Here is a 22,307-nt window from a genome sequence, read left to right on the forward strand (position 1 = left end):
TGCGGGCAGTGTCAGTACGCGGCTGCCGCGGTGTCGCCCGGTGGGCTGTTCAGCGTCGGTTCCGCTGCCATCCCGTGGCGCCGCCGACCGCTCGGCGCCCCGGGTCGCGCTGCGCCAGGCAAGCAACGCGTCCCCGTCAGGAGCGCCGAGATCAGGCCCGGTAGCGGCTCGCCAACTCGGGCGACTGTGCGCTGAACGCGATGAGGTCGGCGGAGAAGACGTTCTGGAGCAGCTCGCCCTGCTCGACGCCGGGAGCGGTGACGCTCTCGCCGAGTTCGATGCCGCGGAGGCTCGCGGTGACGACGTCGGCGGCGCTCATGCGCGGGACAGCACTGAGGTCCATGCCCTGTCGCTCGTGGAACTCGGTCGCGACGACACCGGGGAGCAGCACCTGCACGTCGACCCCGCTGGGGGAGAGTTCGGCGTGCAGCGTCTGCGAGAGCGCCAGTGAGTACGCGAGCGTCGAGGCGTACACGGCACGGCGCAGGCCGACTTGCTCAGAGGTTGCGGGGCCGCTGAACGCGATCATGCCGGCGACGTTGACGATCTGTCCGGTGCCGCGCTCCACCATCCCCGGTGCGAGCGCACGGGTGAGGAGGGTGGGTGCGAGCACCTTCACGCCGACGAGTTCAGCCGCCTGCTCCTGGGGCAGTTCGATGAACGCGCCGTAGTGGGCGACGCCGGCGTTGTTGACCAGCAGTGTCACCGGCTGGTCGCCCACCGCGGTGATCACGTCCTGGATGCCCTGCTGCGTCGAGAGGTCTGCGACGACGGTCCGGACGCGAACGTGCGGGAACTCGGTGGCGAGTTCGTCGAGACGCTCCTGACGTCGACCGACCGCGACGAGATCCGTGCCCTGCGCCGCCAGACGACGTGCGTACTCCCGCCCGATTCCGGACGACGCTCCGGTGACGACAGCCAGCCCGCTCATGGTGTTCCTCCTCGCTCGATGCACCGCGATCAGTGCCCCGGAAGCATCGTGAGGGCCTGCGACCGCTGCGCGAGCAGTTCGTCGTACGTTCCGTCCCGCTCGGCCCAGCGGAGACGCTGGGCGGCTTCGACGATGATCTCGTTCGGGGTGTCCGGACCGCTGATGAGCTGCATCACTTCGTCGAGGTAGTCGTCCAGCGGCAGCGCGGCGGGGTTCATCCCACCCTGTGCCTCGGTGGCGACGGCGGGGGGAACGAGCTCCGTGACGCGGACGCCGACCCCCGCCAGCTGCGGACGGAGTGACTCGGTGTACGCGTGCACCCCGGCCTTCGAGGCGCCGTACGTCGGCATGACCGGGAACGGCAGGTGCGCGATCCCGGAGGTCACGGTCACGATGTCCCCGTCGCGTCGTGCGACGAGATGCGGGGTGAAGGCATCGATGACGCGGATGGTGCCGGTGAGGTTCACGGAGATCGTCGTCTCGGCGGCCGTGAAGTGCTCGGGGTCGCGCAGGTCCTCGGGGATCATGACGCCGGACATCGTGACGACGACGTCGAGCTCGGGGTGGCGCTCGAGGACCTCGTCCCGGGCGCGGAGCACGGAGTCGGGATCCGTGACGTCGATCCGGACGGTCTCGACGTCCGTGACACGGTCCACGGTCCGTCCGCCCACGATGACGGTGCTGCCGGCGCCAGCGAAGCGTCGAGCGAGACCGAGACCGATGCCCGAGGTACCGCCGACGATGAGGACTGTTCGATCGGTGATGTTCATCACGTCTTCTTCCGTTGGTGTGTCCGTCGCCGTTCGTGCGACCTGCCCTCATCGTCGGCGCAGCTGTCCCACCGAGGAAGGTCCCCACTGGTCCGGGGAGTCGCAGGGCCTCCCTCAGCACGGAGATCAGAACTACCGTGACACTCGTGAACGACGACGACGACGGAGCGAACAGGCTGGGCGAGTACCTCCGCGCCCGCCGCGGAACCCTCACTCCTGATCGCGTCGGCCTCACCGCAGGGACCAATCGGCGGGTCCCGGGACTCCGGCGCGAGGAAGTCGCCCTGCTCGCCGGGATCAGTGCGGACTACTACCTGCGACTCGAGCGGGGCCGCGACAGCAATCCATCGATGCAGGTCCTCGAGGCGCTCGCACGGGTGCTGCAGCTGGACGAGGTCGAGACCGCGTACCTGATGACACTCGGAGGCCCGCGTCCGCGTGCTCCGCGGCGACCGCGCGAGGAACACGTCCCGGCGCGACTGCACCACTTGCTCGGGTCCATCGACGCACCGGCGTTCATCGAAGGACGGTACTTCGACGTCCTCGCCGCGAACGCTGCTGCCATAGCCTTCTCACCGCGCCTCAGACCGGGCAACAACCGTCTGCGGTCGCTGCTGCTCGACCCGGAGGAACGCGAGTTCCACCAGCAGTGGGAACAGTCGGTGCGTGCCTTCATCGCACTCTTCCGGCACTCGACAGCGGACGACGTCGACGACGCCCGCGCCATCGAACTCGTCGGCGAGCTCTCGCTCGCGAGCGCTCGGTTCCGTGAAGAGTGGGCACGGCAGGGCGTGAAGAGCTTCAGTGGTGGCCCGGTCCACGTGCAGCACCCCGTCGTCGGTCCGTTGGAGCTCCATCGGGAGAAGCTGCAGGTCGAGGACCTGATCCTCGTCGTCTACTACGCCGACGAGGGCGGTCCGACAGCTGAGAAGCTCCGCATGCTGCAGTCCCTGGCGACGCCGCCGCTGCAGCCCTGAGGCTGCAGCGGCGCCGGTCACGCGCGCATCGTTCGATCGCGCGCAGGATGGACGGACGAACGGACGGACGGGAGGCGCGGTACCGGCTGCACCGTGCCTCCCGTCCGTCCTGTGGTGCGTTCCGGGCGTCAGGCGCCGTCCGGACCGCCGCCGCCACCCATGCCGCCCGAGGCTTCCTGCTGCTCGACGCTGTTCGCGTAGTCGTTGGACGGGTCGCGGTAGATGGTGTGGACGTGCCCCCAGCCGGAGGTGCTGACGCCGTCGACGTCAGCACCGGCGGAACCCTGCTGCGCCTCGAAGGCGACGTACACGTTCGCCCCGGAGATGGAGAAGTTGATCCCGTTGCCGGTGCTCATGTCGTAGGTGGTCTCGCCGGACCAGGCGATGACGGTGTCGTCGAGGGTGGCCTCGATCTCGGCGCGGGTGGTGGCCGCGCTCTCCTCGTCGGCCATGCCGGACCAGTTCGCGATGAGGTCGAGCAGGAGCTCGCGCTGCTCGTCGGTGAGGTCTGCGCCGGTGAGGCCGTCGCCGGTGGTGAAGTCGCAGGTGTCGCCGGGCGCGCACATCGACACGTCACCGGCGGTCAACGTCTCCTGCTGCTCCGCGGTCAGGGAGTCGTAGAACGCGAACGCGTCGGTGTAGATGCCGTCGAACGGCTGGACCTCGTCGCCGTCGGCGTCCGTGTACACGGCGGGTTGCACGCCGAGGTGAGTGGGGGCGAAGGTGATGGCGTCCTCGGTGCCGTCGAGGGTGGCGTTGATGCCCAGGTGGTGGCCGCCGAACTGCACCTCGAAGGCGCTGGTGTCGGACGGGTCGCCGAAGAAGGCGATGTAGTACTGGCCGAGGGAGCTCTCGGTGCTGTTGCTGTTCTCGGCGAGGTACTCGTCGCCGCCGATGATGCTCGTCGCGGTCTCGTACGCGTCATCGCTGAGGAGTGCTTCCAGCACCGCCATCGCGGCGGTCTGCTGCTCCTCGGTCAGGTCGGTGAGGTTCAGTCCGGCGCGCTCGACGAACGTGACGGGGAAGTTCGACCACGAGGTCGTCTTCGTCTCGTCGTCGTAGTCGTACAGCACGGATTCTCGCTGCTCGTCGGACAGGGTGTCGAGGAACGCCTCCGCGGCTGATGCTGTCGCCGAGATGGTCTCGGCGGTGGTCGAGGAGTCCGACGTCGTCGCGGCCTCGGCTGATGACGAGATGGTCGCCTCGGGGGCCGCGGTGGCGGAGGTCGAGCCGGAGGACGTGGTCGAGCCGGACGTGCAGCCTGCCAGGACGAGTCCACTGATCAGAAGCAGGCTGGTCCCGATCAGGATCCGCGGTCGCCGGAAGCGTGTGGTGGGGATGTCTGTGTGATCGCTCATGGCTGGACTCTGGGTGCCGTTCCCGTGAAGCGCCGATGAGGCCGCTTGCACCGTCGGAAGAACGCCGCATCGTCCCGTCGGATCTGTTGGCCTCCGCCGATGGGGTAAGTTCGTGGCGACAGAACCAAGGGAGTTCGTTCACGCGAGGGTGAACGAACTCGTGCAGCTCGATCTGCCACCTCATCGTCCTTCGGTTCGCCTTCTCCCGCATCCTCAGCGGCTCCGCGCCTACGCGCCGTGCGAGAGAGACGAGCAGCGTCCACGAAGGAGAACCATGAGTACCCCCACGTCCGACATCACCGTGCCGAAGGCCGAGACGTCGTCGTCCCTCCCCGCTCGACAGACACCGGCTCCCGGGGGCCAGGTCGGCATCACCATCGCCCTCGCCGTCCTCGGGGTGTTCGTCACCTACGTCCCGATCACCGGCGTCAGCGTGTCACTCGACACCATTGCTCGGGCCACCGGCGCATCCCCCTCTCAGCTCCAGTGGGTGTCCGACGGGTACATCATCCCCATGGCTGCAGCGGTCCTGTCCGCGGGGGTGTTCGGCGACCTGCACGGTCGCCGCCGGGTGTTCTCCATCGGGATGGTCTTGACCGTCCTCGGAGCGATCATCGCGGGCTTCGCCAGTCTGCTGGGCGACAGTGCCGTCTTCGTGCTCTGGGGTGCACAGGCTGTCGCGGGCCTCGGCGCGGGACTCCTGCTCCCCACCACGCTCGCGCTCATCGCCGTCGCTGTGCCCAACCCGGTCGAGCGCGGCAAGTACATCGGCTTCTGGGCAACCGGCATCGTGGTCGGCCTCGCCGTCGGGCCGCTCTTCTCCGGCGCGATCCTGTCGTTCGCCGGTTGGGGCTGGATCTTCGTCCCCTCCGGGGTCCTCGCCGCCGCAGCCGGTCTCTTCGCCCACGTCAAGCTCCCCGAATCGAAGAGCCCCGCTGGGCGGCACCTCGACTGGCCGGGGCAGATCACGGCCACGATCGCCATCGCGGCCTCGATCTACGGCGTCATCGAGGGTGGGGCCCAGGGCTGGGGTTCCCTGGCCGCCGTCGTCGGGCTCGTCATCGGCGGCATCTCCCTCATCGCGTTCGTCGTCGTCGAATCGCGCTCGACGGCTCCGATCATGGACCTCGGACTCTTCCGGTCCGTCTCGTTCAGCGCAGCGGGACTCGCCGCGCTCGTCGCGTTGTTCTCCGTGGTGGGCACCATGTTCCTGCTGAGCCTCTTCCTCGGCGCCGTCCAGCACCTCGACGCCCTCGGCATCGGTGTCCGCCTCCTGTTCGTCTCGGGAGTCGCGACGGTCGTCAGTCCGATCGTCGGCATGCTGTTGGCGAAGGTGAAGCCGATCCTCCTCCTGACCGCGGGTCTGATCCTCAACGCAGGAGCCGTCCTGCTGTTGACCGGGGTCGAGGACGACACCTCCCTGGGGCAGTTCGCCTGGCGCTTGGCGGTCTTCGGCGTCTCGCTGTCGCTGATGCTGACGAGCGTGTCGCTCGTGGCGATCAACTCGGCGCCGTGGAGCCAGGCGAGCATGGCCTCAGCCGCCAACACCGCGCTCCGTCAGACGGGCGGTGCCCTCGGCCCGGCGATCCTCGGCGCGGTGTACATCAGCGACATCGGTTCGGGCGCAGCCCCCGCTGCTGCCCTCCACTCGGCGCTGGTGGTGAACCTGGTGCTGATCCTCGTGTCGGCCGTCGTGAGCGTCATCGCCGTCGTCATCCCCGGCAAGGACCCGAACGCCCGCTGAACCGGGTGCGGGAATCGCGGTCGTCGATCCCACGACCGCGGTTCCGTCCTGGTCGTCGAGGGTGTCGGACACGCGCCGTCGCCCGAGGTGGGCGCATCGGCGCGTGGCCCGACGTCAAGCGGTCTGCGTCAGGAGCCAGTCCCTCGCCGCGGCGATCTGGTAGGCGGGCTGGAAGGAAGCCATGTGCTCACTGCTTCCGCCCATGCTGGACGAGGAGCTGGCGCCGCTGACCTCGAGGACCGACCCGGTCGTGAAGGTGGCGAAGTTCGCGCTGTCACCAGAGGCGAGGAGATCGCTCACCGTCGACTCGATCTCCTCGGAGGACCAGGTCGCGTCGACGCTCGCCGTGCCGTACCCGACGTCCGCGTCCTTCAGGATCGCCTGCACGTCGGTCTGCCCCCCGGAAGCGTTCTCGTCACCACCGGCGGCGAAGTACACGAAGTTCTCGTCCGCGAGTCCGTCGAGCGTGCTCGGGTCCCACTGCCCGGAGACGATCATCTCCGCGGCGAAGAGGTCGGGGTGCTCCGCCGCCAGGTACATCACCGTCATCGCTCCCATGGACTGCCCGGTGCCGTAGACCCGGTCGGTGTCGACGCTGTACTCGTCCTCGATGGAGGCGAGCAGACGAGCCGTCATCTCGACGGAGTCGGTCGTGGTGTAGCTGCCGTGGTCGTCCAGGATGACCTCGGGGTACTCGGGGACGACCACGATGCTCTCCTGGACCGCCTGCTGCTCGTCACTGGCCCAGATGAGTGCGCCGTACTGCGAGAGCGGTGCCGTCACGTCCTGGCCGACGAGGCTGGAGTCGGCGATGTAGAGGACCACCGGGTAGGTCTTCGACGAGTCGTAGTCGTCCGGCAGGAAGATGTTGTACGGCAGTGATCCGCCGGTCTCCGAGTCCGAGTAGGTCTCCTGCTCGAACTTGTCGGTCACCTCGGCGACGAGGGTCTCCAGCGAGGGGCTCGTCGAACTCGCCGTGCTGGACGAGGACGTCGAGGAATCGCTGGGGGTCGCGCTGGAGGTGGCACTCGGCGTCACCGAACTCGCGGCGCTCGACGAACCGCTTCCGGCAGAGGCGCTGGACTCGCTGGTGCTGCAGGCGGTGAGGCCGGCGGGCATCAGGACGGCTGTGATCGCAGCGGCTGTGCCGCGCTTGCTGATGTTCGTCTTCATGGGAGCCATGCTGTGGAGGCCTCCTGGTCGGAGCCCCGCGCACGGCTGTGACGCGTCTAAGAGCTCCCGATGACCGCCTGCTCACCGGGCCCGTTCGCCGCTGCCGGGGTCATCACGTCGTCACCGCTCAGGTGATCGAGAGCCCGGCGATCAGTTCCTGCACCCGCGCCCGCACGTCGTCGCGGATCGGTCGGACGGCGTCGAGGTCGAGCCCTGCCGGGTCGGTGAGGTCCCAGTCCTCGTAGCGCTTGCCGGGGAACACCGGGCACGCGTCCCCGCAGCCCATGGTGATGACGACGTCCGCAGCGCGAACGGCATCGGTGCTGAGCAGGGCGGGCTGCTCGCTCCGGATGTCGATCCCATCCTCGAGCATGGCCTCGACGACCACCGGGTTGAGCTGGTCGGCCGGTTCGGAGCCGGCGCTGCGGACGTCGACGCGGTCCCCGGCCAGGCGCTGGAGGTACCCGGCGGCCATCTGGGATCTGCCGGCGTTGTGGACGCAGACGAACAGGACTGTGGGCATGGCGGGATTCCGATCAGAGGAGGACGGCGCCGAGCAGGCCGGCCCCGATGACGACGGCCCACGGGGGTGCGGACCAGTGGACGAGGGCGACGAACGCCGCGACGGCGAGGGCGAGTGCGGTGACGGATCGGACGCCCTCGGTGAGGACGGGATCCCAGAGTGCCGCGGCGAGGAGTCCGACCACGCCCGCGTTCACACCGGCCAGCACCCTCCGAGCCCACGGCAGGCCGCGCAGCCTGTGCCAGAAGGGCAGCGCGCCGACGACGAGGAGCGCCGCGGGCAGGAAGATCCCGACCAGCGCCACGGCGGCACCGACGAGGCCCGTGGGGCTGGTCTCGCTGACGGCACCGAGGTAGGCGGCGAAGGTGAACAGCGGACCGGGCACCGCCTGCGCGGCGCCGTACCCGGCGAGGAAGTCGGCCTGCCCGGCCAGGTGGGTACCGACGGTCTGCGACTCGAGGAGCGGCAGCACGACGTGTCCGCCGCCGAACACCAGGGACCCGGCCTGGGCGAAGACGCCGAACAGGCGGACGGCGCCGGTGCCCGCGGCTGCGACGGGAGCGACCACGAGGAGGACCGCGAACGCGCCGAGCGCAGGGACCGCGACCCAGCGAGGGATGCGCACGACCATCCCCGAGTTGCCGTGGTCAGCCGTCGAGCGCACCACGCCGCGGAGCCACACCGCGCCGATCACCCCGCACCCCGCGATGGCACCGACCTGCGCCGCCGGCCCGGGGACCAGGAGCACCACGACCGCGGCGGCTCCGGCGATCGTCGCGCGACGGCGGTCCGGTGTCAGCGACCGAGCCATCCCGAGCACCGCCTGCGCAACGACCGCGGCGGCCGCTGCCTGCAGGCCGAGCAGCCACCCGGCACGGGCGACGTCGGGTGACCCGCTGACCAGCAGGGCGAACGCCACGAGGAGCACCGCGGACGGCAGCGTGAAGCCGCACCACGCGGCGACCAGCCCGAGCAGCCCGGCACGCTGCAGCCCGAGCGCCATCCCGACCTGGCTGGACGCCGGCCCGGGCAGGAACTGGCAGAGCGCCACCAGGTCGGCGTACGCGTCCTCGTCCAGCCACCGGCGCCGGACCACGAACGCCTCGCGGAAGTACCCGAGGTGCGCCACCGGGCCGCCGAACGAGGTCAGCCCGAGCCGCAGGAACACGACGAACACCGACACGACGGACGAGCGAGCAGCCGGAGGGGCCTCGCTGCTCGTCACCACCCGCTCATCTTGACGGTGGCAGATGGTTCAGTCAACATTGAATCAATGAACGTCCGGGAGCAGGACCTCGAGCAACGTGCCGCCCAGCACGCCGCGCTCGGCGACGTCGCGCGGCTCGCGATCGTCGACCTGCTCGCCGCCTCCGATGCCAGCCCGAGCGAGCTCCGCGCAGCGCTCGGAGTCGCCGCCCCGCTGCTCGCCCACCACCTCCGCGTCCTCGAACAGGCCGGGCTCGTCGCACGACGGCGGTCCGACGGCGACGGACGGCGCAGCTACCTGCACCTCGAGCCGTCCGCCGCACCCCACGGGTCGGCCGCTCCGCAGCGCCCCGTGTCCCGCGTGCTGTTCGTGTGCACCGGCAACTCCTCGCGGTCGCCGCTGGCAGCGGGTGTCTGGGCAGAGGTCAGCGACGTCCGCTCGGAGTCCGGCGGGACGCGTCCCGCGAAGGCGATCGCACCCGGCGCCCTCGCCGTCGCCGCCCGGCACGGGCTCGACCTCGGCCACCACGTCCCGCGGTCCTTCCGTGGACTCGTCGCCGACGGCGACCTCGTCGTCACCGTCTGCGACCGCGCCCACGAGGCCATCGACGACGGCGACGCCCTGCACTGGTCGCTACCGAACCCCTCGCGCCTCGGTACCCCCGAGGCGTACGAGGACACCTACGCGGAACTCCGGTCCCGCGCCACGGCGCTCGCCGAGCGCCTCGCCGCCTGACGCGGCCCCACGAGCTGGACGCCCCGATGAGATCCCCCCTCCTCATCGGGGCGTTCTTCACGCATCCTGCACATCCTGGGTGCACCGGGGCCGACACCGACGTACAGTCGCCGGAAGCTACCCCGCGGAACCCTATCCGCGGGTGCCCGACCCCCCGTTACCGGGCTGGCCTCGTCATGACCACAGCGTCGAACCCGACGGCGTCGTAGCGCGAGGACGTCTGCTCCTGACCCGAACTCGTGGCAGACGTCCTCGCACCTCACCGACTACCCTTCGACGGGTCGGCCTGCTCTCGCACCCGAGGACACGCGTACCGACACAGACCACGGGGGACACCATGCACCAACGCGCCATCAGCGCCATCATCGCGACGATCGCACTGGCGGTGACGCTGAGCGGTTGCACGGCATCCGCCTCGACGACGCGAACGGTCACGCCCGAGGCGTTCGAGCGGGTGGTCGTCACAGCGCTCGAGAAGATCTCCGACGCCACCCCGGAGGTCGACTGCGGCGAGGACGACATCGCGATCGAGGACGGCGCCGACGTGCACTGCGACGTGAACACCGCCGGGTACGACGTCGTCTACGACTCGGTCGCCTCGATCAGCACCGACGGCGGCGACGCGTACCACGTCGACGTGCAGGTGGACGACCAGCCGAAGGGCTGATCGCCCGCCTGCACCGCACCGCAGGGCGCAACCAGGGCAGCGCCGGGCGCAACCAGGGCGGTGCCTAGCGGTCCGACGCCTCGACGACGCAGCTCTCGACGCGCTGGGCGGTGTCGGAGTCGGCGCTGAACGAGGACGGCGCATCCGACACAGGCGTCGACTCGTCGGCGATGGCGTCCTTCGCGGGCTCGTTGACCGCGTACAGCGGGCCGTCGAAGTCGTCCGCTTTCGGGTCTGCGGTGGTCGCCCAGACGGTGACCTCGTCGTCGTTCGGGTCGTTGCTGTCGTCCGGCACGATCGTTGCGCCGAGGTACCAGCCGCCGTCGCCCTTCTGGACGTTCGCGAACTCGGCGGTGTCGTGCGGTCCGACCGCCTCGTCGATCATGTCGACCGCGGCGCTCGAAGCCACGTCGCACTGCGTCGACTGCGACTTCTCCTCGGAGCCGGGCACCTTGCCGACCGGGTTGATGTTCTGCGCTCCACCCGGGTCGCAGGCGGTGAGCAGGAGGGCAAGGGTGGCGGCGCCGAACAGCGCCGTGACGGTCTTCGCTCGCGTGGACATGCCGCCGAACGTAGGCGTTCCGTGGTGAGTGGCGATTCAGGAGGAGCGCGCCCCGGCGACGGACGGGAGGCCCGGCGCACGTCGTGCCCCGGGCCTCCCGTCCGTCTGCTTGCCCCGCTACAGGATCGGGGTACCGCCCGTGACGGCGACGCGCGCACCCGAGACGTAGCTGCCGTCGTCGCTGGCGAGCAGGACGTACACCGGCGCGAGCTCAGCCGGCTGGCCGGGACGGCCGAGCGGGGACTGCTTGCCGAACTGCTCGACTTCCTCCGGCGGCATGGTCGAGGGGATGAGCGGCGTCCAGATCGGCCCCGGCGCGACGCTGTTGACGCGGATGCCCCGGTCGCCCAGCAGCTGCGCGAGCGCGGCCGACAGGTTGGCGACACCGGCTTTGGTGACGTCGTACGGCGCGAGGTTCGGCTTCGGGTTGTCGGAGTTCACCGAACTCGAGCCGATGATGGACGACCCGGGGCCGAGGTGCGGCAGGGCCGCCTTGACGAGGTGGAAGTACGCGCTGAGGTTCGTCGCGAGCGTGTGGTCCCACTCCTCGTCGCTGATCTCCTCGATCGTCTCGTGGGTCATCTGGTAGGCGGCGTTGTTGACGAGGACGTCGAGCCCACCGAGTTCGGAGACGGCTTGGTCGATGACCGACCGGCAGTAGGCGGGGTCGCTGACGTCACCCGGGAACAGCACGGCCTTGCGCCCGGACTCCTCGATCCACCGCTTCGTGTCCTGCGCGTCGTCCTCTTCCTCGGGGAGGTAGCTGATCAGGACGTCCGCGCCCTCACGGGCGAAGGCGATCGCGACGGCCTTGCCGATACCGCTGTCGCCGCCGGTGATGACAGCGCGCTTGTCGGTCATCTTGCCGGAGCCGCGGTAGGACTCCTCGCCGTGGTCGGCCTTCGGGGTCAGTTCCTGTTCACTGCCCGGGGGCTGCTGCTGGTCCGTCATGTCACTCCCTGTGGTCGGTTTCCCTTGACCGCCCCGATGGTCGGCGACCGCCACTGAACGCCGGTTCAGACATGCGGGCGCTGGGGATCTGCTGGCCCGTCGTCCGCCGCCCCGCTCGTCAGGTCCGAGCGGGTGTCAGCGTGGATCGCGTCGTCGTGCTCGAAGGTCAGCGCGGAGGCGCGCAGCCGCGCCACGAACTCGACGTCCTCGCGCTCGAGCTCGTCCTCCTCGGCGTCCTCGACCACGAGCTGACTCGATGGCCCGATGAGCACCTTCGTGGTCGTCATCGTCCCGTCCGCTGCGACCGCGGGGACCGCGACGGTGTCAGCCCGGTTGCCGCCCGCGAGCGCCGCCGCGTACTCGATGACCGCGTCGGCGACGTCGTCACTCGTCAGGATCGTGGAGCGATCGTACTGGATGTGCTTCATGTGTCCGGCCTCCAAGGACACAGCCAACAGGCCGCTTGCTGGTCGCCGTACAGAAAACGCGGCGCGTCGCGCATTGCGCGGAGGTCGACATGCCGGGAGGATCAACACGTGCCCGAGATGATCCACCGCGTCCAGCGGGAGACCCAGACCCACGAGCCGTCCGTCGCGGCCGAGGCGATGGCACGGACGCACATCACCCACGGGCTCTCGGTGGAACCGACGGGGTCCGAGTTCGTGTTCGAGGAACGGGTGCGCGGGTCTGATCTGCTCGCGCTCGAGTCGACGCGGTCCACCGCTGTGGTGACCGGGGTGATGGAGCCCGGCAGCGCGATGATGATCCTCTGGATGAAGTCCGGGTCGGGCCACCTCGACGACAACCCGCTGAAGATCGGTCGACCCGTCCTCTTCCGGCAGGGCCCGCAGCGCTTCCGGTGGATCGACTGCACCAAGGACGTCCTGCGCATCGACCGCGCGATCGTCGAGCAGGTCGCGGCCGAACGCGGCGACTGGGCGCCGGGACCGCTGGAGTTCCGCCCGCGGCACGTGCCCGAGGGTCCGACGTTGGCTGCCTGGTGGCTCATGGTCCGTTCCGTCGCGGAAGAGGTCCTGCGCGGTCCCGACGAGGTACCGGTGGAGCGCGAGCGCGAGCTTGCACGGTTCGCGGCGGGCGGCCTGCTCACCGCGATCCCGCACTGGCCGGTGGGGCAGCACGAGCCCCCGGTGGTGGCCGCGACAGCGCGGTTCGCCCGTGCCGAGGCCTTCCTGCTCGACCACGCGACCGAGCAGATCACCGTCGAGGATGTCGCCGAGGCCGCGGGACTCAGTGTCCGCGGGGTGCAGGCGGCGTTCCAGCGGCACCACGGGATCACCCCGACGATGTACCTGCGGCGGATCCGGCTCCTGCTCGCCCGCGAGCAGCTCGAGGCCGGTGACGGACGGAGCGTGGCGGAGATCGCGCGCGCGACGGGCTTCGCACACCTGGGCCGGTTCGCCGGCAGCTACCGTCAGGAGTTCGGTGAGCTGCCCCGGCAGACCGCATCGACCGCGCGCGAGGACTCCCGCGTCTAGCACCGCGTGGCCCCGCAAGAATCCCGCAACCGCCCGTCGCCCAGCCGCCCGACACCCCGGCGCCGTCCTACGTTGTCGCTGAACGCCAGACTCTCCGACACGATGACTGGAGGCCCGATGGCCGACTCAGCAGCACCACCCGTCCCGACCCCACCCGCGGCGGTGGCTGCGCCGTCGACCTTCGCCCGCCGGCTCGTCGAGGACGCTGCCCAGGCCCGGGAACACCTCGTGCTGACCGCACTGCTCGGGTCACCGCTCCTGCCGCGGATCGTGCGGCGCGCACTGCTCACAGCGGCCGGCTCGCGCGCAGGGTCGGGCCCCGGTGCCGGGTTCTCGCTGACAGGGAACCCGCGGCTCCTCACGATCGGCCGAGGCGTCTTCTTCAACCGCGGCGTCACCGTCGAGGCCGTCGCCCCCGTCACGATCGGCGCGAACACGGCGATCGGGATGCAGGCCCTCATCATGACGAGTCACCACGACATCGACGCCGAGGGCCGATGGAGCGACGTCGCGACCGGGCGCCCGGTCGTGATCGAGGAGCACGTCTGGATCGGGGGTCGAGCGACGATCCTGCCCGGAGCCCACATCGAGCACGACGTCGTGGTGGCGGCCGGCGCAGTGGTCGCGGGGCGTCTGCTCGCGCACGGCGTGTACGCCGGAGTGCCGGCGAAGCGTATCCGTGAGCTGGCCCCGACGGCGCGGCCAGCTGCTTCCGACGTGACCGTCTGACGGCAAGGCGGCGCGGGCGGCCCCGCCACGGGCCTCCAGACCGCGGCGCTTCCGCCGCGACGTCCGCTCTGACACCATGATCACGACGCGGGCGACGGCGCCCGCGCAGGACGAGGGAGACCGTGATGACCGTGCGCCTCAACCCCTACCTCGGGTTCCGCAGCGGAGCCCGAGACGCGCTGGAGTTCTACCATTCCGTCTTCGGCGGGACGCTCACCATCGGTACGTACGGCGAGGCCGGGATCAGCCAGGATCCGGCTGAGGCCGACAAGGTGATGCACGGGCAGCTCGACGGCGAGGACGGTCTGCTGCTCATGGCGTCCGACGCGCCGGCGGGCATGCCGACCCCGACCGAGAGCAGCATCTCGCTGTCGCTCAGCGGTGACGACCACGAGACGTTGACGCGCCGGTGGAACTCCCTGGCTGAGGGCGCGTCGGTCATCGAGCCGCTCACGACGGCACCGTGGGGCGACACCTTCGGCATGCTCACCGATCGCCACGGGGTCACGTGGATGGTGAACATCACCGGCGCGGGGAACTGACCAGCGCCGAACCGACTCGCGCCGGCACCGGCCGACGCGGCACCCAGCAGCGGACCTGCTCGGCGTACCGGCGGAAGTCGTCGCCGAAGCGTTGCTCGAGGTCGGCCTCCTCGAGCGGACGGACGATGCAGTTCCAGACGACCGACCCGGCGATCGCGTACACGACCACGAGCCACGACGACAGCATCAGGCCGACGGCGACGCCCTGGGTGATACCGGCCAGTGCCATCGGGTTGCGCACCGAGCGGTACGGACCGGCCACGACGAGCCGGTTCGCCGACGCCGAGGGCAGCGGCGTGCCGGCGCCCTTCGTCGACATCGCCGAGGCTGACGCGATGCCCAGGGCGCTCGCGAGCAGGAGCACGACGGCCCCGAGCACGAACAGGCCGGAGCCCAGGGGAGTGGGGAGCGTCGGGTGGAGCCGCCAGCGGTGCTCGGCGAACGCGTTGACGAGCGGGAGGACCCCGAGGAACAGCCCCCAGAACACGACGATCTGCACCACCGTCGCGGCGACGTGACGGGACAGCGGGGCATCCGCGTCGGCGACCTGCAGCCGGAGCGGGCCGGAGGTCAGCCACTCGGTCGGGATCCGCCCCAGCAGCACCAGGGCCGACGCCAGTATCGAGCCGACGGCAGCGGCGAGCATGACCAGCACCCCCGCGCCGGCCTCGCCGGTGACGGTGGCCCAGACGGCGAGTCCTCCCAGGACCAGCACGGTCCAGGCCGCCGTGACGAGCGCCGCCGCCCGGACGCCCGCCGCGGCGAGGGCCGAGCCAACGACGAACAGTGGGACGTCCAGGACGGCGACGAGCACCGGGTCGAGCGAACCGAGCGTCGCCGTCCGCACCCAGGGCAGCGTGGGCACGGCGGTCCACCAGGCCGCTCCGCCGACGGCTTGCAGCGCGTAGTACAGCCGGCCCCAGGACATGGGTGCACGGTAGCAGTGCGACGCGCTGCTGCCGGATCAGTCCTGGCGGTTGATCTGTCCGAGCCAGCGTCCGAACGCCGGCGTGCGGTCCTCGTGCAGCGCGGAGAGGACGGGCTTCGGCAGGCACGTGCGCTCGTCGTCGATCGCGGCGCCGGTGCTCTTGTGGAGTTCGAGGCTCATGGTGGGCTCCTTCGTGGTCGGTGCAGAGTTCGACGCCGGGCGGGTCCGTTCCATTCCCGTCGGGTCGAACTGTCCCGCTGCGACCATGTCGATGAGCGGCGGCGTGACCGAGTGGTGGTCGCAGTTCCCCATCCGGACCGTGAGGTTCTTGAGCATCGCCTCGCCGGTCGGGTAGTGCTGGGTCCTCGGCGTTGTAGTTGTAGTCGACGACCTCGCAGCGCGGCACTGACGACGTCGGGCACAATGGACGGCGTGAACGAGACGGGCATGCCGCGCTTCCGACGGATCTGGTCGACGGTGCAGGTCGGCGTGCTCGCCGTCGCAGTGGCGTTCTGCGTCGTGATGCTGGTGATCGGACAGGGCAAGCTCGACCGGGTCTACGCCGTCGCCGCCGTGTTCTTCGGTCTGGCGCTCGTCGGGCACAGCACCTACCTGTGGCTCGTCGCCCGGAGCAACCGTCGCGCCTGACCGCTCGGCTCGACCCCGTGCTGCCAGCACGGGTCAGCCGAACCGCAGGGCGAGCGGGACGAGCAGTCCCGCCACCCACACGAGCACCATCACGAGGGCCGCGGCCGCGATGAACCGCCGGCGACGGCGGAGCTTCGGACTCCGCTCATCGCCCCACATCTGCGTCCGCACGAGCACCCGGTTCGCCTGCTCGACGACCCGCCGCACCTCGGGGTCCTCCAGGTCGAGCGTGCCGGCGCGGGCGTGCTCCGCGATGACCGCGGCTTCGTCAGCGGTCAGGTCGTCCTTGCGCATGCCCCATCTTCGCACCGGGCGGAGGGGTACGCCCCGGCTGTACGGCGACGGACCACCGACGGGTACCAAGGATGCATGGGACATCGGTACCGCGGGAAGATCGTCGTCATCACCGGAGCATCGAGCGGCATCGGGAGGGCCGCCGCACACGAGTTCGCCCGGCAGGGCGCGACCCTCGTGCTCGCCGCGCGCGGGCACGACTCCCTGGAAGCAGCGGCGGCCGAGTGCCGGAAGCTCGGCGCCGAGACGGTGGCGATCCCGACCGACGTCGCGGACGAGCACCAGGTCAAGGACCTCATCGGTACCGTGACCACCCGCTTCGGCCGCATCGACGTCTTCGTCGGCAACGCCGCCCTGTTCGTGTACGGCCTGTTCGAGCAGACGCCCACCGAGGCGTTCAAGCGCGTCGTCGACACGAACCTGTACGGCCACCTGAACGCGATCACCCACCTGCTGCCGCACTGGAAGCAGCGCGGAGCGGGCACCTACGTGCTCGTCGGATCGATCCAGTCGCTGCTGTCGGCGCCGTACCAGTCGGCGTACGTCACGAGCAAGCACGCGGCGCTCGGGCTGGTCGACGTGCTCGGCGACGAGTTCGCCGGCACCGGCATCGAGTTCACCGCGCTGCTGCCGTCCACGATCGACACACCGATCTACCAGAACGGCGCCAACTACACCGGCAAGAACTCGCACCCGTTGCCGCCGACGGTGTCCGTCGAGCGGGCCGGCCGTGCCGTGGTGCAGGCCGCCACGCACCCGAAGCGCTACCGCTTCGTCGGCCGCATCCAGGCGTCTCTCGTGCCACTGCAGTACGTGTTCCCGGGCCTGTTCCACAAGATCACGAAGCCGATGGTCGAGACCTTCGCCCTGCGTGGCACGGGTGCTCCGACCGACGGCAACCTCTACGCCCCGGCGGACGCCGCGAACGCGACGAACGGTGGCTGGGTCGCGAAGCGGCGGCGCGTCACGCGCCCCCTCGTGTGGCTCGGCGCGCTCGCTGCGGTCGCGGCCGTCGTGCTCGGCCGCTCGCGTCGGTAGAGGCACCCGGTGACGGACGGGAGGCCCGGTGCCAGCTGGCACCGAGCCTCCCGTCCGTCTGTGCACACGTGCGAAACCGTGCGTACCCACCGAAACCGGGCGTACCTACCGGAACCAGGCGTACTTGCACGAAACGGGCGTACCTGTCGTGTTCCTCGTGGCAGGTACGCCCGATCTCGCTTGGTACCGCAGCCGTCCTGGGATGGAACGGGCGGCTAGAAGAGCGTCGCGCTCGCGCGGCGGGCGCCCTCGCCCAAGGACTCGAGCTTGGCAGCGGCGATCTGCGGGTGGACGCGGCCGCCGAGCCCGCAGTCGGTGCCGGCGATGACGCGCTCGCGGCCGACGACCGATGCGAAGCGCTCGATGCGCTGCGCGACGAGGTCGGGGTGCTCGACGACGTTCGTGGCGTGGCCGACGACACCGGGGACGATGACCTTGCCGTCGGGCAGCGTGACGTCCTGCCACACGGTCCACTCGTGCTCGTGGCGGGCGTTCGCGGCCTCGAACGAGTAGGCACCGGCGTCGATCTCGAGCATGAGGTCGACGATGTGGCGGAGCTCGATGTCGGTGGTGTGGGGGCCGTGCCACGAGCCCCAACAGAGGTGGAAGCGCACCCGGCTGGTGTCGAGGCCCTTCAGCGCGTGGTTGAGCGCCTCGACGCGGATGCGGGTGAACGCCTGGTAGTCCTCGATGCTCGGCTCGGGGTTGATCTGGTCCCAGTTCTCGGCGATGGAGGGGTCGTCGATCTGCAGCACGAGGCCGGCGTCCAGGATGGTCGCGTACTCCTCGCGCAGGGCGTCGGCCCAGGCCCAGATGTGCTCTTCTTCCGTCGCGTAGTACTCGTTCGCGATGCGGGCTGCGGAGCCGGGGGAGAGCGCGGTGATGAAGCCGTTGTCGGCGCCGGCGGCCTCGACGGCGTGCTTGAGGTTCGCGGCGTCGGTGGCTGCGGCCTCGCGGCCGGTGTAGGTGATCGGGCCGGTCGTCGTGGGGAACGCGGTGGCGTTCTTGCCGGTGCCGATGCCGGAGTCGGGGTCGGTGTAGGCGTCGTGGAAGGTCGTCCAGTCGCGGCGGTCGGGGAAGCTCGTCAGCCGGATGTTGCCCGGGGTGGAACGGACCGGCTCCTGCGAGAAGATGTTCTCCTCCGTCAGGCTCAGGCCGCTGACCCGCTGGAACGAGTACCCCCACCAGGCGCCGTAGTCGACGCTGTTCGACATCGCCTTGCCGAACTCGCCGTCGCCCGGCTGCGTGATGCCGAGCGCGGTCTGGCGGGCCACGACGTCGTCGACGGCCGCGCTCGTCAGCGCGCGGACCTCGTCGGTGGTCTCGAGCGTGAAGCCGTCCGCGGCGACGGGTCGCGCGGCGTTCGCGGCGATGAGCTCGGGGGTCCGTGGGAGCGAACCGGCCGTGGTGGCCTGGACGCGGTCGGTGTTCTCGAAGGGCATGCGCTGCCGTCCTCTCGATGGGGTCTGGACTGTCGGGAGTTGGGGGCCGCGCGCGAGGCTTCGCGGTGCGCTGCAGTTGCCACTCTGCCACGGGCGAGTGCTCCGTTACGTTCCGCGACCGCCGCGGGTGCGAGGAGAATGGTCGGGCCATGCCACGCCCCGCCTCCCGCATCCCGCTGAACACCCTCGCCGTCCCGTTCGGGCTCGCCGGCTTCGCCGAGACCTGGTCGTACGCCGCTCCCGTCCTGCACCTGCCCGCCGTGGTGCCGCAGGTCTTCTGGGCCGTCGCCGCCGTCGCCTGGGTGTGGATGCTCACCGCGCACGCCGTCCGCGGGCTCCGGGTCCGGGAACGCCTCGTCGACCAGCTCCGGCACCCCGCGCAGGGCCCGATCGCCGCGCTCGTGCCCGCGACGGCGATGCTCCTCGGGGTCGACCTCGCGCGGATCGCACCCGTCGCCGGACAGATCGTCGTGCTCGCCGCCGTGGCCGTCGCCGCCGGGTTCGCCGCGTGGCTGCTGAGCACCTGGTTCGAGGGGCGGCTGGCCCTCGAGTCGGTGCACGGCGGGTACCTGCTGCCGACCGTCGCCGCAGCCCTGGTCGCGTCGGTCGCCACGCATGAGGTCGGGGTCGACTGGCTGTCCTGGCCGGCCCTCGGGGTGGGAGTCTTCTTCTGGGGCGTCATGACCGGGCTGCTGCTCATCCGGCTGGCGTTCCGCCCCGCGCTTCCGGGGCCGCTCGTGCCGACGATGGCGATCCTCGTCGCACCGCCCGCCGTCGCCACGGTGTCGGTGTTCGCCCTGACCGACGGGTCGGTCACGCTGCCGGTGCAGGCGATCGCGGGTCTCGGCGTCCTCATGGTGCTGGTGCAGCTCGCCCTGCTGCCCCGGTACGTCCGCCTGTCGTTCTCGCTGGGGTTCTGGTCGTTCGTGTTCCCGGCCGCCGCGGTCGCGACCGCCGCCGTCGAGTGGTTCCGGGCGCTCGCGCTGCCGTCCGCGTGGATCCCCACCGTCGCGGTGCTCGTCCTGCTGAGCGTGCTCGTCGCCGTGGTCGGGGCGCGTTCGATCGGGCTCGCCGTGCACCACCTGCTCGGCCAGGCCGAACGGGCGCTGCACGACGCCGACGACGAGGACGCCGCACCTGGTCCTGTGACCGGCGCGACGCGCGTCGTCTGAGGCACGCCGCGGTCGGGTCGCGGGGCGGTGGACGGGAGGCTCGTGGCGGGCCCGCCCCGAGCCGCCCGTCAGGACACGGGGACGCGTCTCCAGCCGCTGGTCGCCTGCCAGGCTCGCGCGTCGAAGTGGAAGACGCTGCCCATGCCGGGCTGGTCGAGGGCACGCGTGATCGGGACTCCGCGCAGGTGGGCGAGGAGGAGCGCGCCGACCGCACCGTGGGACACGATCGTGGCGTCACCGGTCGCGCACTGCGCACGGACGGCCGCGACGATGCGGTCCTGCGCATCGGCCGCGCGTTCCCATCCGCGGACCGACCGCTCGGGCTCGGCGAAGAAGGCGTCGACCACGCTCTCGAAGACGGTCGGCGGCAGGTAGCCGGTCGCGCTCCGGTCGATCTCACCGAGCAGCGGATCGCGGTCGGCGGGGACCCCGACGGCGTCGGCGAGCACGTCGGCGGTCTCCACGGCCTTGCGCTCCGTGCTCGAGACGATGCGGCGCGTGCCGGCGTCCCAGGCGACGGCAGCGGCACGTGCGGCGCGGGCGCGGCCCTCGGGGGACAGGCCCCACGACTCGATCGCGACGGCAGGGTCGACGACGACCTCGGCGTGGGTCAGGAAGGACGAGACCATCCGGCGATCCTCGCACGGTGCACGCTCGCCCGGCCGGTGCGAGCTTGATCGCTCCGTGCCCAGGTGTTGCGCCGCACCGAGTGGTCGACCTCGCACCGAGCGTCGCGCTGGCGTCCTGAACCGCGGATGCGTGCCGGCGGTGTCGGTGGTCGTTCCTAGCGTGGTGGTGTGGCCGAACCCGTCGATGCGTGGTGGCGCCGCCGACAGTGGTCGCGCGGCGAGGCGGTGCCGTACGCCGTGGGGCAGTTCCGCGCCGACTGGGCCCCGTACCCGGTGCTCATCCGGCAGTACCACCCCGACTGGAACCACGGCGTCGTCCTGACCCAGGTCCCGCCGGCGGCCGAGGTCCTGCTGACCTGGGAGTGCGACGTCGGGCACGTCTTCGTCGCGACCCCGTCCGAGCAGCGGTCCCGACCGGGTCGCGAACGCCGTCGGAGCGTCTGGTGTCCGGAGTGCGCCGTGCAGGCACAGCCGCAGCGGTGGCCGGTGCTGCCGTCCGACTGGCCCGAGGCCGTACCCGTGCCGCAGCGGGTCGTCCGGACCGCCGGACGCCAGACCCTCCCCGCAGCCCCGAGCCGCGGGGTCCCGGCCGGAGCGGTCGCGTCCGGTCGCTCCCGTGCGCGTCGACCGGCTCCGGGCACGCCCCGACGGACGGCTCCGGCTGTCCCGCGCACGATCTGTCCGAAGACACCGCGGCTGCCGTCCGGGGAGTCCTTCACGAGCCTCTGCGCCCCGGCCACCGCTTCAGCGGTGGAGGCCGAACTGCGGGCGATGCTGTCCGAGCGGTTCGCGTTCACCTTCGACCACTCCGCGATCCGGCTCGGCCGCCCGTTCTTCGACCACGTCGAGGCCTGGCCGGACATCGTCCTGCCGGAGCTGCGTGTCGCGATCGAGTACGACTCGACCGGGCGGCACGGGCTCGAGCACGTCGGGCCGCGGCAGGAGACCGACCGCAAGAAGGACCGCGCCGTCCGCGCCGTGGGGTGGGAGGTCATCCGCATCCGCACCGGCCGACTGCCGGCGCTCGGCCCGTACGACCTCCAGGTGTCGGGCATCTCCGGCCGCACCGTCGAGCGACTGGCCGACACCCTCCGCCAGGTCCGTGGTGCCCTGTTCGTCGACGCGTACGCACGGTGACCTACCCGGATCAGGACGCAGACACCTGAGCGGTGCCGGCGTCAGCCCCGCAGCGCCAGCGCCTCGCTCGTCCACCGGGCGTGCAGGTCCCACGGATCGTCGGCGCTGGCGGCGACGGCGTCGACGTGGGCCAGCAGCTCCGGCGTCGCCCGGAACCACTCGGTCCCCGGGTACCGGCTGTCGGCGAACCGCGCGTGTCGACGGCGTTCGAGCGTCCGGTCGCCGCGCTCGAACGCGAGCAGGTCCTGGTGCGGGATCGCCGCCAGCCGCTGCCGCGGGTTCATCGTGGTCCCGATCTTGATCCGGTCGCCGAAGTCGTCCTGCATCCGCAGGTAGTAGACGACGTCCACGCGCGGGGGAGCCAGGTCACCGTCCGGCACGTCGCCCCACCGCCACTCGCACCGAGCACAGATCGCAGCGGAGGGGTACCGGACCCCGATCCGCGAACCGCACGCTGGGCACGGACCGGGCAGAGCGTCCTCGACGCCGGCGTGCTCGGCGGCGAACTCCGCCACCAGCGTGACGTGCGTCGCGCACAGGGGCATGCCAGTGGGCGCGTCCGCAGCGCTGCCTGCGCTGCCTGCGCAACCGGGGACGCAGCACGACGAGGTGACCATGCGCGGAACGCTAGCCCGAGCCACTGACGCACGCCGG

27 protein-coding genes are annotated in these 22,307 nt (G+C 71.0%); 12 read left to right on the top strand and 15 right to left on the bottom strand.

Annotated elements, in window-relative coordinates; genetic code table 11:
- Window positions 1–151 precede the first annotated feature (151 nt).
- Window positions 152–931 (bottom strand): SDR family NAD(P)-dependent oxidoreductase, encoded by a 780-nt coding sequence (locus ITJ56_RS14150; RefSeq protein ID WP_194631247.1) that lies wholly within the window; start codon window positions 929–931, stop codon window positions 152–154.
- A 29-nt stretch (window positions 932–960) separates the two neighbouring features.
- Window positions 961–1,701 carry an SDR family oxidoreductase gene (locus ITJ56_RS14155; protein ID WP_194631248.1) on the bottom strand — a complete coding sequence of 247 codons (741 nt, stop codon included), beginning with the start codon at window positions 1,699–1,701 and terminating at the stop codon, window positions 961–963.
- A gap of 146 nt (window positions 1,702–1,847) precedes the next feature.
- Between ITJ56_RS14155 and ITJ56_RS14160 the strand changes: the two genes are divergently transcribed.
- A complete protein-coding gene (locus tag ITJ56_RS14160) occupies window positions 1,848–2,678 on the top strand; it encodes a helix-turn-helix transcriptional regulator (protein WP_194631249.1) in 831 nt (276 codons plus the stop codon).
- Window positions 2,679–2,806: 128 nt separating this feature from the next.
- On the opposite strand, the gene ITJ56_RS14165 is transcribed toward ITJ56_RS14160, so the two are convergent.
- Window positions 2,807–4,036 (bottom strand): DUF3500 domain-containing protein, encoded by a 1,230-nt coding sequence (locus ITJ56_RS14165; RefSeq protein WP_194631250.1) that lies wholly within the window; start codon window positions 4,034–4,036, stop codon window positions 2,807–2,809.
- A 274-nt stretch (window positions 4,037–4,310) separates the two neighbouring features.
- Between ITJ56_RS14165 and ITJ56_RS14170 the strand changes: the two genes are divergently transcribed.
- Window positions 4,311–5,780 carry an MFS transporter gene (locus tag ITJ56_RS14170; RefSeq protein WP_228517888.1) on the top strand — a complete coding sequence of 490 codons (1,470 nt, stop codon included), beginning with the start codon at window positions 4,311–4,313 and terminating at the stop codon, window positions 5,778–5,780.
- A 114-nt stretch (window positions 5,781–5,894) separates the two neighbouring features.
- On the opposite strand, the gene ITJ56_RS14175 is transcribed toward ITJ56_RS14170, so the two are convergent.
- Window positions 5,895–6,713, bottom strand: coding sequence for an alpha/beta hydrolase-fold protein (locus tag ITJ56_RS14175; protein ID WP_194631251.1), 819 nt, complete (start codon window positions 6,711–6,713; stop codon window positions 5,895–5,897).
- On the opposite strand from ITJ56_RS14175, the gene ITJ56_RS14180 reads away from it, so the two are divergent.
- Window positions 6,703–7,026 (top strand): hypothetical protein, encoded by a 324-nt coding sequence (locus ITJ56_RS14180; RefSeq protein WP_194631252.1) that lies wholly within the window; start codon window positions 6,703–6,705, stop codon window positions 7,024–7,026. The two genes, ITJ56_RS14175 and ITJ56_RS14180, sit on opposite strands and share 11 nt — an antisense overlap.
- A 54-nt stretch (window positions 7,027–7,080) precedes the next feature.
- On the opposite strand, the gene ITJ56_RS14185 is transcribed toward ITJ56_RS14180, so the two are convergent.
- Together ITJ56_RS14185 and chrA are read right to left on the bottom strand one after the other, a co-directional pair.
- Window positions 7,081–7,476, bottom strand: coding sequence for an arsenate reductase ArsC (locus ITJ56_RS14185; protein ID WP_194631253.1), 396 nt, complete (start codon window positions 7,474–7,476; stop codon window positions 7,081–7,083).
- A gap of 13 nt (window positions 7,477–7,489) precedes the next feature.
- Window positions 7,490–8,701 carry a chromate efflux transporter gene (gene chrA, locus ITJ56_RS14190; protein ID WP_323749824.1) on the bottom strand — a complete coding sequence of 404 codons (1,212 nt, stop codon included), beginning with the start codon at window positions 8,699–8,701 and terminating at the stop codon, window positions 7,490–7,492.
- A 48-nt stretch (window positions 8,702–8,749) separates the two neighbouring features.
- Between chrA and ITJ56_RS14195 the strand changes: the two genes are divergently transcribed.
- Window positions 8,750–9,418: an ArsR family transcriptional regulator gene (locus ITJ56_RS14195; RefSeq protein ID WP_194631254.1), complete on the top strand. Its 669-nt coding sequence runs from the start codon at window positions 8,750–8,752 to the stop codon at window positions 9,416–9,418.
- A gap of 337 nt (window positions 9,419–9,755) precedes the next feature.
- Entirely contained in the window at window positions 9,756–10,085 is a 330-nt protein-coding gene (locus ITJ56_RS14200) for a hypothetical protein (protein ID WP_194631255.1), read from the top strand.
- Window positions 10,086–10,149: 64 nt separating this feature from the next.
- On the opposite strand, the gene ITJ56_RS14205 is transcribed toward ITJ56_RS14200, so the two are convergent.
- The 3 genes from ITJ56_RS14205 to ITJ56_RS14215 form a co-directional block, all read right to left on the bottom strand.
- Window positions 10,150–10,647, bottom strand: a complete 498-nt coding sequence (locus tag ITJ56_RS14205) for a hypothetical protein (protein ID WP_194631256.1) — start codon at window positions 10,645–10,647, stop codon at window positions 10,150–10,152.
- Between the two features lie 117 nt (window positions 10,648–10,764).
- On the bottom strand, window positions 10,765–11,598 hold the full coding sequence (locus ITJ56_RS14210; protein WP_194631257.1) for an SDR family oxidoreductase: 834 nt from the start codon (window positions 11,596–11,598) through the stop codon (window positions 10,765–10,767).
- A 65-nt stretch (window positions 11,599–11,663) separates the two neighbouring features.
- Window positions 11,664–12,026, bottom strand: coding sequence for a hypothetical protein (locus tag ITJ56_RS14215; RefSeq protein ID WP_194631258.1), 363 nt, complete (start codon window positions 12,024–12,026; stop codon window positions 11,664–11,666).
- A 117-nt stretch (window positions 12,027–12,143) separates the two neighbouring features.
- Here ITJ56_RS14215 and ITJ56_RS14220 point away from each other — a divergent pair, with 117 nt between their 5' ends.
- From ITJ56_RS14220 to ITJ56_RS14230, 3 genes are all read left to right on the top strand, one after another.
- Window positions 12,144–13,094 carry an AraC family transcriptional regulator gene (locus ITJ56_RS14220; protein ID WP_228517911.1) on the top strand — a complete coding sequence of 317 codons (951 nt, stop codon included), beginning with the start codon at window positions 12,144–12,146 and terminating at the stop codon, window positions 13,092–13,094.
- Window positions 13,095–13,211: 117 nt separating this feature from the next.
- Window positions 13,212–13,823 carry a DapH/DapD/GlmU-related protein gene (locus ITJ56_RS14225; RefSeq protein ID WP_194631260.1) on the top strand — a complete coding sequence of 204 codons (612 nt, stop codon included), beginning with the start codon at window positions 13,212–13,214 and terminating at the stop codon, window positions 13,821–13,823.
- Window positions 13,824–13,948: 125 nt separating this feature from the next.
- Window positions 13,949–14,365 carry a VOC family protein gene (locus tag ITJ56_RS14230; RefSeq protein WP_194631261.1) on the top strand — a complete coding sequence of 139 codons (417 nt, stop codon included), beginning with the start codon at window positions 13,949–13,951 and terminating at the stop codon, window positions 14,363–14,365.
- On the opposite strand, the gene ITJ56_RS14235 is transcribed toward ITJ56_RS14230, so the two are convergent.
- Complete coding sequence (locus ITJ56_RS14235; RefSeq protein ID WP_194631262.1) at window positions 14,346–15,293, bottom strand: methyltransferase family protein; 948 nt, start codon at window positions 15,291–15,293, stop codon at window positions 14,346–14,348. The genes ITJ56_RS14230 and ITJ56_RS14235 overlap by 20 nt on opposite strands.
- A 36-nt stretch (window positions 15,294–15,329) precedes the next feature.
- Complete coding sequence (locus ITJ56_RS14240) at window positions 15,330–15,629, bottom strand: hypothetical protein (protein ID WP_194631263.1); 300 nt, start codon at window positions 15,627–15,629, stop codon at window positions 15,330–15,332.
- Between the two features lie 96 nt (window positions 15,630–15,725).
- Between ITJ56_RS14240 and ITJ56_RS14245 the strand changes: the two genes are divergently transcribed.
- On the top strand, window positions 15,726–15,941 hold the full coding sequence (locus tag ITJ56_RS14245) for a hypothetical protein (protein ID WP_194631264.1): 216 nt from the start codon (window positions 15,726–15,728) through the stop codon (window positions 15,939–15,941).
- A 33-nt stretch (window positions 15,942–15,974) separates the two neighbouring features.
- Here ITJ56_RS14245 and ITJ56_RS14250 read toward each other — a convergent pair whose 3' ends face one another.
- Window positions 15,975–16,235, bottom strand: a complete 261-nt coding sequence (locus tag ITJ56_RS14250) for a hypothetical protein (protein ID WP_194631265.1) — start codon at window positions 16,233–16,235, stop codon at window positions 15,975–15,977.
- A 75-nt stretch (window positions 16,236–16,310) separates the two neighbouring features.
- Here ITJ56_RS14250 and ITJ56_RS14255 point away from each other — a divergent pair, with 75 nt between their 5' ends.
- A complete protein-coding gene (locus tag ITJ56_RS14255; protein WP_194631266.1) occupies window positions 16,311–17,273 on the top strand; it encodes an SDR family NAD(P)-dependent oxidoreductase in 963 nt (320 codons plus the stop codon).
- Window positions 17,274–17,488: 215 nt separating this feature from the next.
- On the opposite strand, the gene ITJ56_RS14260 is transcribed toward ITJ56_RS14255, so the two are convergent.
- The gene (locus tag ITJ56_RS14260; RefSeq protein ID WP_194631267.1) at window positions 17,489–18,715 is read right to left on the bottom strand and encodes a cobalamin-independent methionine synthase II family protein; all 1,227 of its coding nucleotides are present in this window, start codon (window positions 18,713–18,715) and stop codon (window positions 17,489–17,491) included.
- Window positions 18,716–18,864: 149 nt separating this feature from the next.
- Here ITJ56_RS14260 and ITJ56_RS14265 point away from each other — a divergent pair, with 149 nt between their 5' ends.
- Window positions 18,865–19,887 carry a transporter gene (locus ITJ56_RS14265; protein WP_194631268.1) on the top strand — a complete coding sequence of 341 codons (1,023 nt, stop codon included), beginning with the start codon at window positions 18,865–18,867 and terminating at the stop codon, window positions 19,885–19,887.
- Between the two features lie 68 nt (window positions 19,888–19,955).
- Here the strand turns inward: ITJ56_RS14265 and ITJ56_RS14270 are convergent, their stop codons facing one another.
- Window positions 19,956–20,516 carry a histidine phosphatase family protein gene (locus tag ITJ56_RS14270; protein WP_194631269.1) on the bottom strand — a complete coding sequence of 187 codons (561 nt, stop codon included), beginning with the start codon at window positions 20,514–20,516 and terminating at the stop codon, window positions 19,956–19,958.
- A 168-nt stretch (window positions 20,517–20,684) separates the two neighbouring features.
- Between ITJ56_RS14270 and ITJ56_RS14275 the strand changes: the two genes are divergently transcribed.
- Window positions 20,685–21,653 carry a hypothetical protein gene (locus ITJ56_RS14275; protein WP_194631270.1) on the top strand — a complete coding sequence of 323 codons (969 nt, stop codon included), beginning with the start codon at window positions 20,685–20,687 and terminating at the stop codon, window positions 21,651–21,653.
- Between the two features lie 41 nt (window positions 21,654–21,694).
- Here ITJ56_RS14275 and ITJ56_RS14280 read toward each other — a convergent pair whose 3' ends face one another.
- Window positions 21,695–22,270, bottom strand: coding sequence for a GIY-YIG nuclease family protein (locus ITJ56_RS14280; protein WP_194631271.1), 576 nt, complete (start codon window positions 22,268–22,270; stop codon window positions 21,695–21,697).
- Between the last annotated feature and the right edge of the window lie 37 nt (window positions 22,271–22,307).

The sequence above is a fragment of the Curtobacterium sp. VKM Ac-1376 genome, from assembly GCF_015351025.1.
Taxonomy (GTDB): domain Bacteria; phylum Actinomycetota; class Actinomycetes; order Actinomycetales; family Microbacteriaceae; genus Curtobacterium.

Excerpts from the sequence above, each read along its gene's own strand:
- ITJ56_RS14150 (WP_194631247.1), bottom strand. The coding sequence starts at position 931 with ATGAGCGGGCTGGCTGTCGTCACCGGAGCGTCGTCCGGAATCGGGCGG.
- ITJ56_RS14155 (WP_194631248.1), bottom strand. The coding sequence starts at position 1,701 with ATGAACATCACCGATCGAACAGTCCTCATCGTCGGCGGTACCTCGGGC.
- ITJ56_RS14165 (WP_194631250.1), bottom strand. The coding sequence starts at position 4,036 with ATGAGCGATCACACAGACATCCCCACCACACGCTTCCGGCGACCGCGG.
- ITJ56_RS14170 (WP_228517888.1), top strand. The coding sequence starts at position 4,311 with ATGAGTACCCCCACGTCCGACATCACCGTGCCGAAGGCCGAGACGTCG.
- ITJ56_RS14185 (WP_194631253.1), bottom strand. The coding sequence starts at position 7,476 with ATGCCCACAGTCCTGTTCGTCTGCGTCCACAACGCCGGCAGATCCCAG.
- ITJ56_RS14195 (WP_194631254.1), top strand. The coding sequence starts at position 8,750 with ATGAACGTCCGGGAGCAGGACCTCGAGCAACGTGCCGCCCAGCACGCC.
- ITJ56_RS14200 (WP_194631255.1), top strand. The coding sequence starts at position 9,756 with ATGCACCAACGCGCCATCAGCGCCATCATCGCGACGATCGCACTGGCG.
- ITJ56_RS14205 (WP_194631256.1), bottom strand. The coding sequence starts at position 10,647 with ATGTCCACGCGAGCGAAGACCGTCACGGCGCTGTTCGGCGCCGCCACC.
- ITJ56_RS14210 (WP_194631257.1), bottom strand. The coding sequence starts at position 11,598 with ATGACGGACCAGCAGCAGCCCCCGGGCAGTGAACAGGAACTGACCCCG.
- ITJ56_RS14215 (WP_194631258.1), bottom strand. The coding sequence starts at position 12,026 with ATGAAGCACATCCAGTACGATCGCTCCACGATCCTGACGAGTGACGAC.
- ITJ56_RS14220 (WP_228517911.1), top strand. The coding sequence starts at position 12,144 with ATGATCCACCGCGTCCAGCGGGAGACCCAGACCCACGAGCCGTCCGTC.
- ITJ56_RS14225 (WP_194631260.1), top strand. The coding sequence starts at position 13,212 with ATGGCCGACTCAGCAGCACCACCCGTCCCGACCCCACCCGCGGCGGTG.
- ITJ56_RS14230 (WP_194631261.1), top strand. The coding sequence starts at position 13,949 with ATGACCGTGCGCCTCAACCCCTACCTCGGGTTCCGCAGCGGAGCCCGA.
- ITJ56_RS14235 (WP_194631262.1), bottom strand. The coding sequence starts at position 15,293 with ATGTCCTGGGGCCGGCTGTACTACGCGCTGCAAGCCGTCGGCGGAGCG.
- ITJ56_RS14240 (WP_194631263.1), bottom strand. The coding sequence starts at position 15,629 with ATGCTCAAGAACCTCACGGTCCGGATGGGGAACTGCGACCACCACTCG.
- ITJ56_RS14250 (WP_194631265.1), bottom strand. The coding sequence starts at position 16,235 with ATGCGCAAGGACGACCTGACCGCTGACGAAGCCGCGGTCATCGCGGAG.
- ITJ56_RS14255 (WP_194631266.1), top strand. The coding sequence starts at position 16,311 with ATGGGACATCGGTACCGCGGGAAGATCGTCGTCATCACCGGAGCATCG.
- ITJ56_RS14260 (WP_194631267.1), bottom strand. The coding sequence starts at position 18,715 with ATGCCCTTCGAGAACACCGACCGCGTCCAGGCCACCACGGCCGGTTCG.
- ITJ56_RS14265 (WP_194631268.1), top strand. The coding sequence starts at position 18,865 with ATGCCACGCCCCGCCTCCCGCATCCCGCTGAACACCCTCGCCGTCCCG.
- ITJ56_RS14270 (WP_194631269.1), bottom strand. The coding sequence starts at position 20,516 with ATGGTCTCGTCCTTCCTGACCCACGCCGAGGTCGTCGTCGACCCTGCC.
- ITJ56_RS14280 (WP_194631271.1), bottom strand. The coding sequence starts at position 22,270 with ATGGTCACCTCGTCGTGCTGCGTCCCCGGTTGCGCAGGCAGCGCAGGC.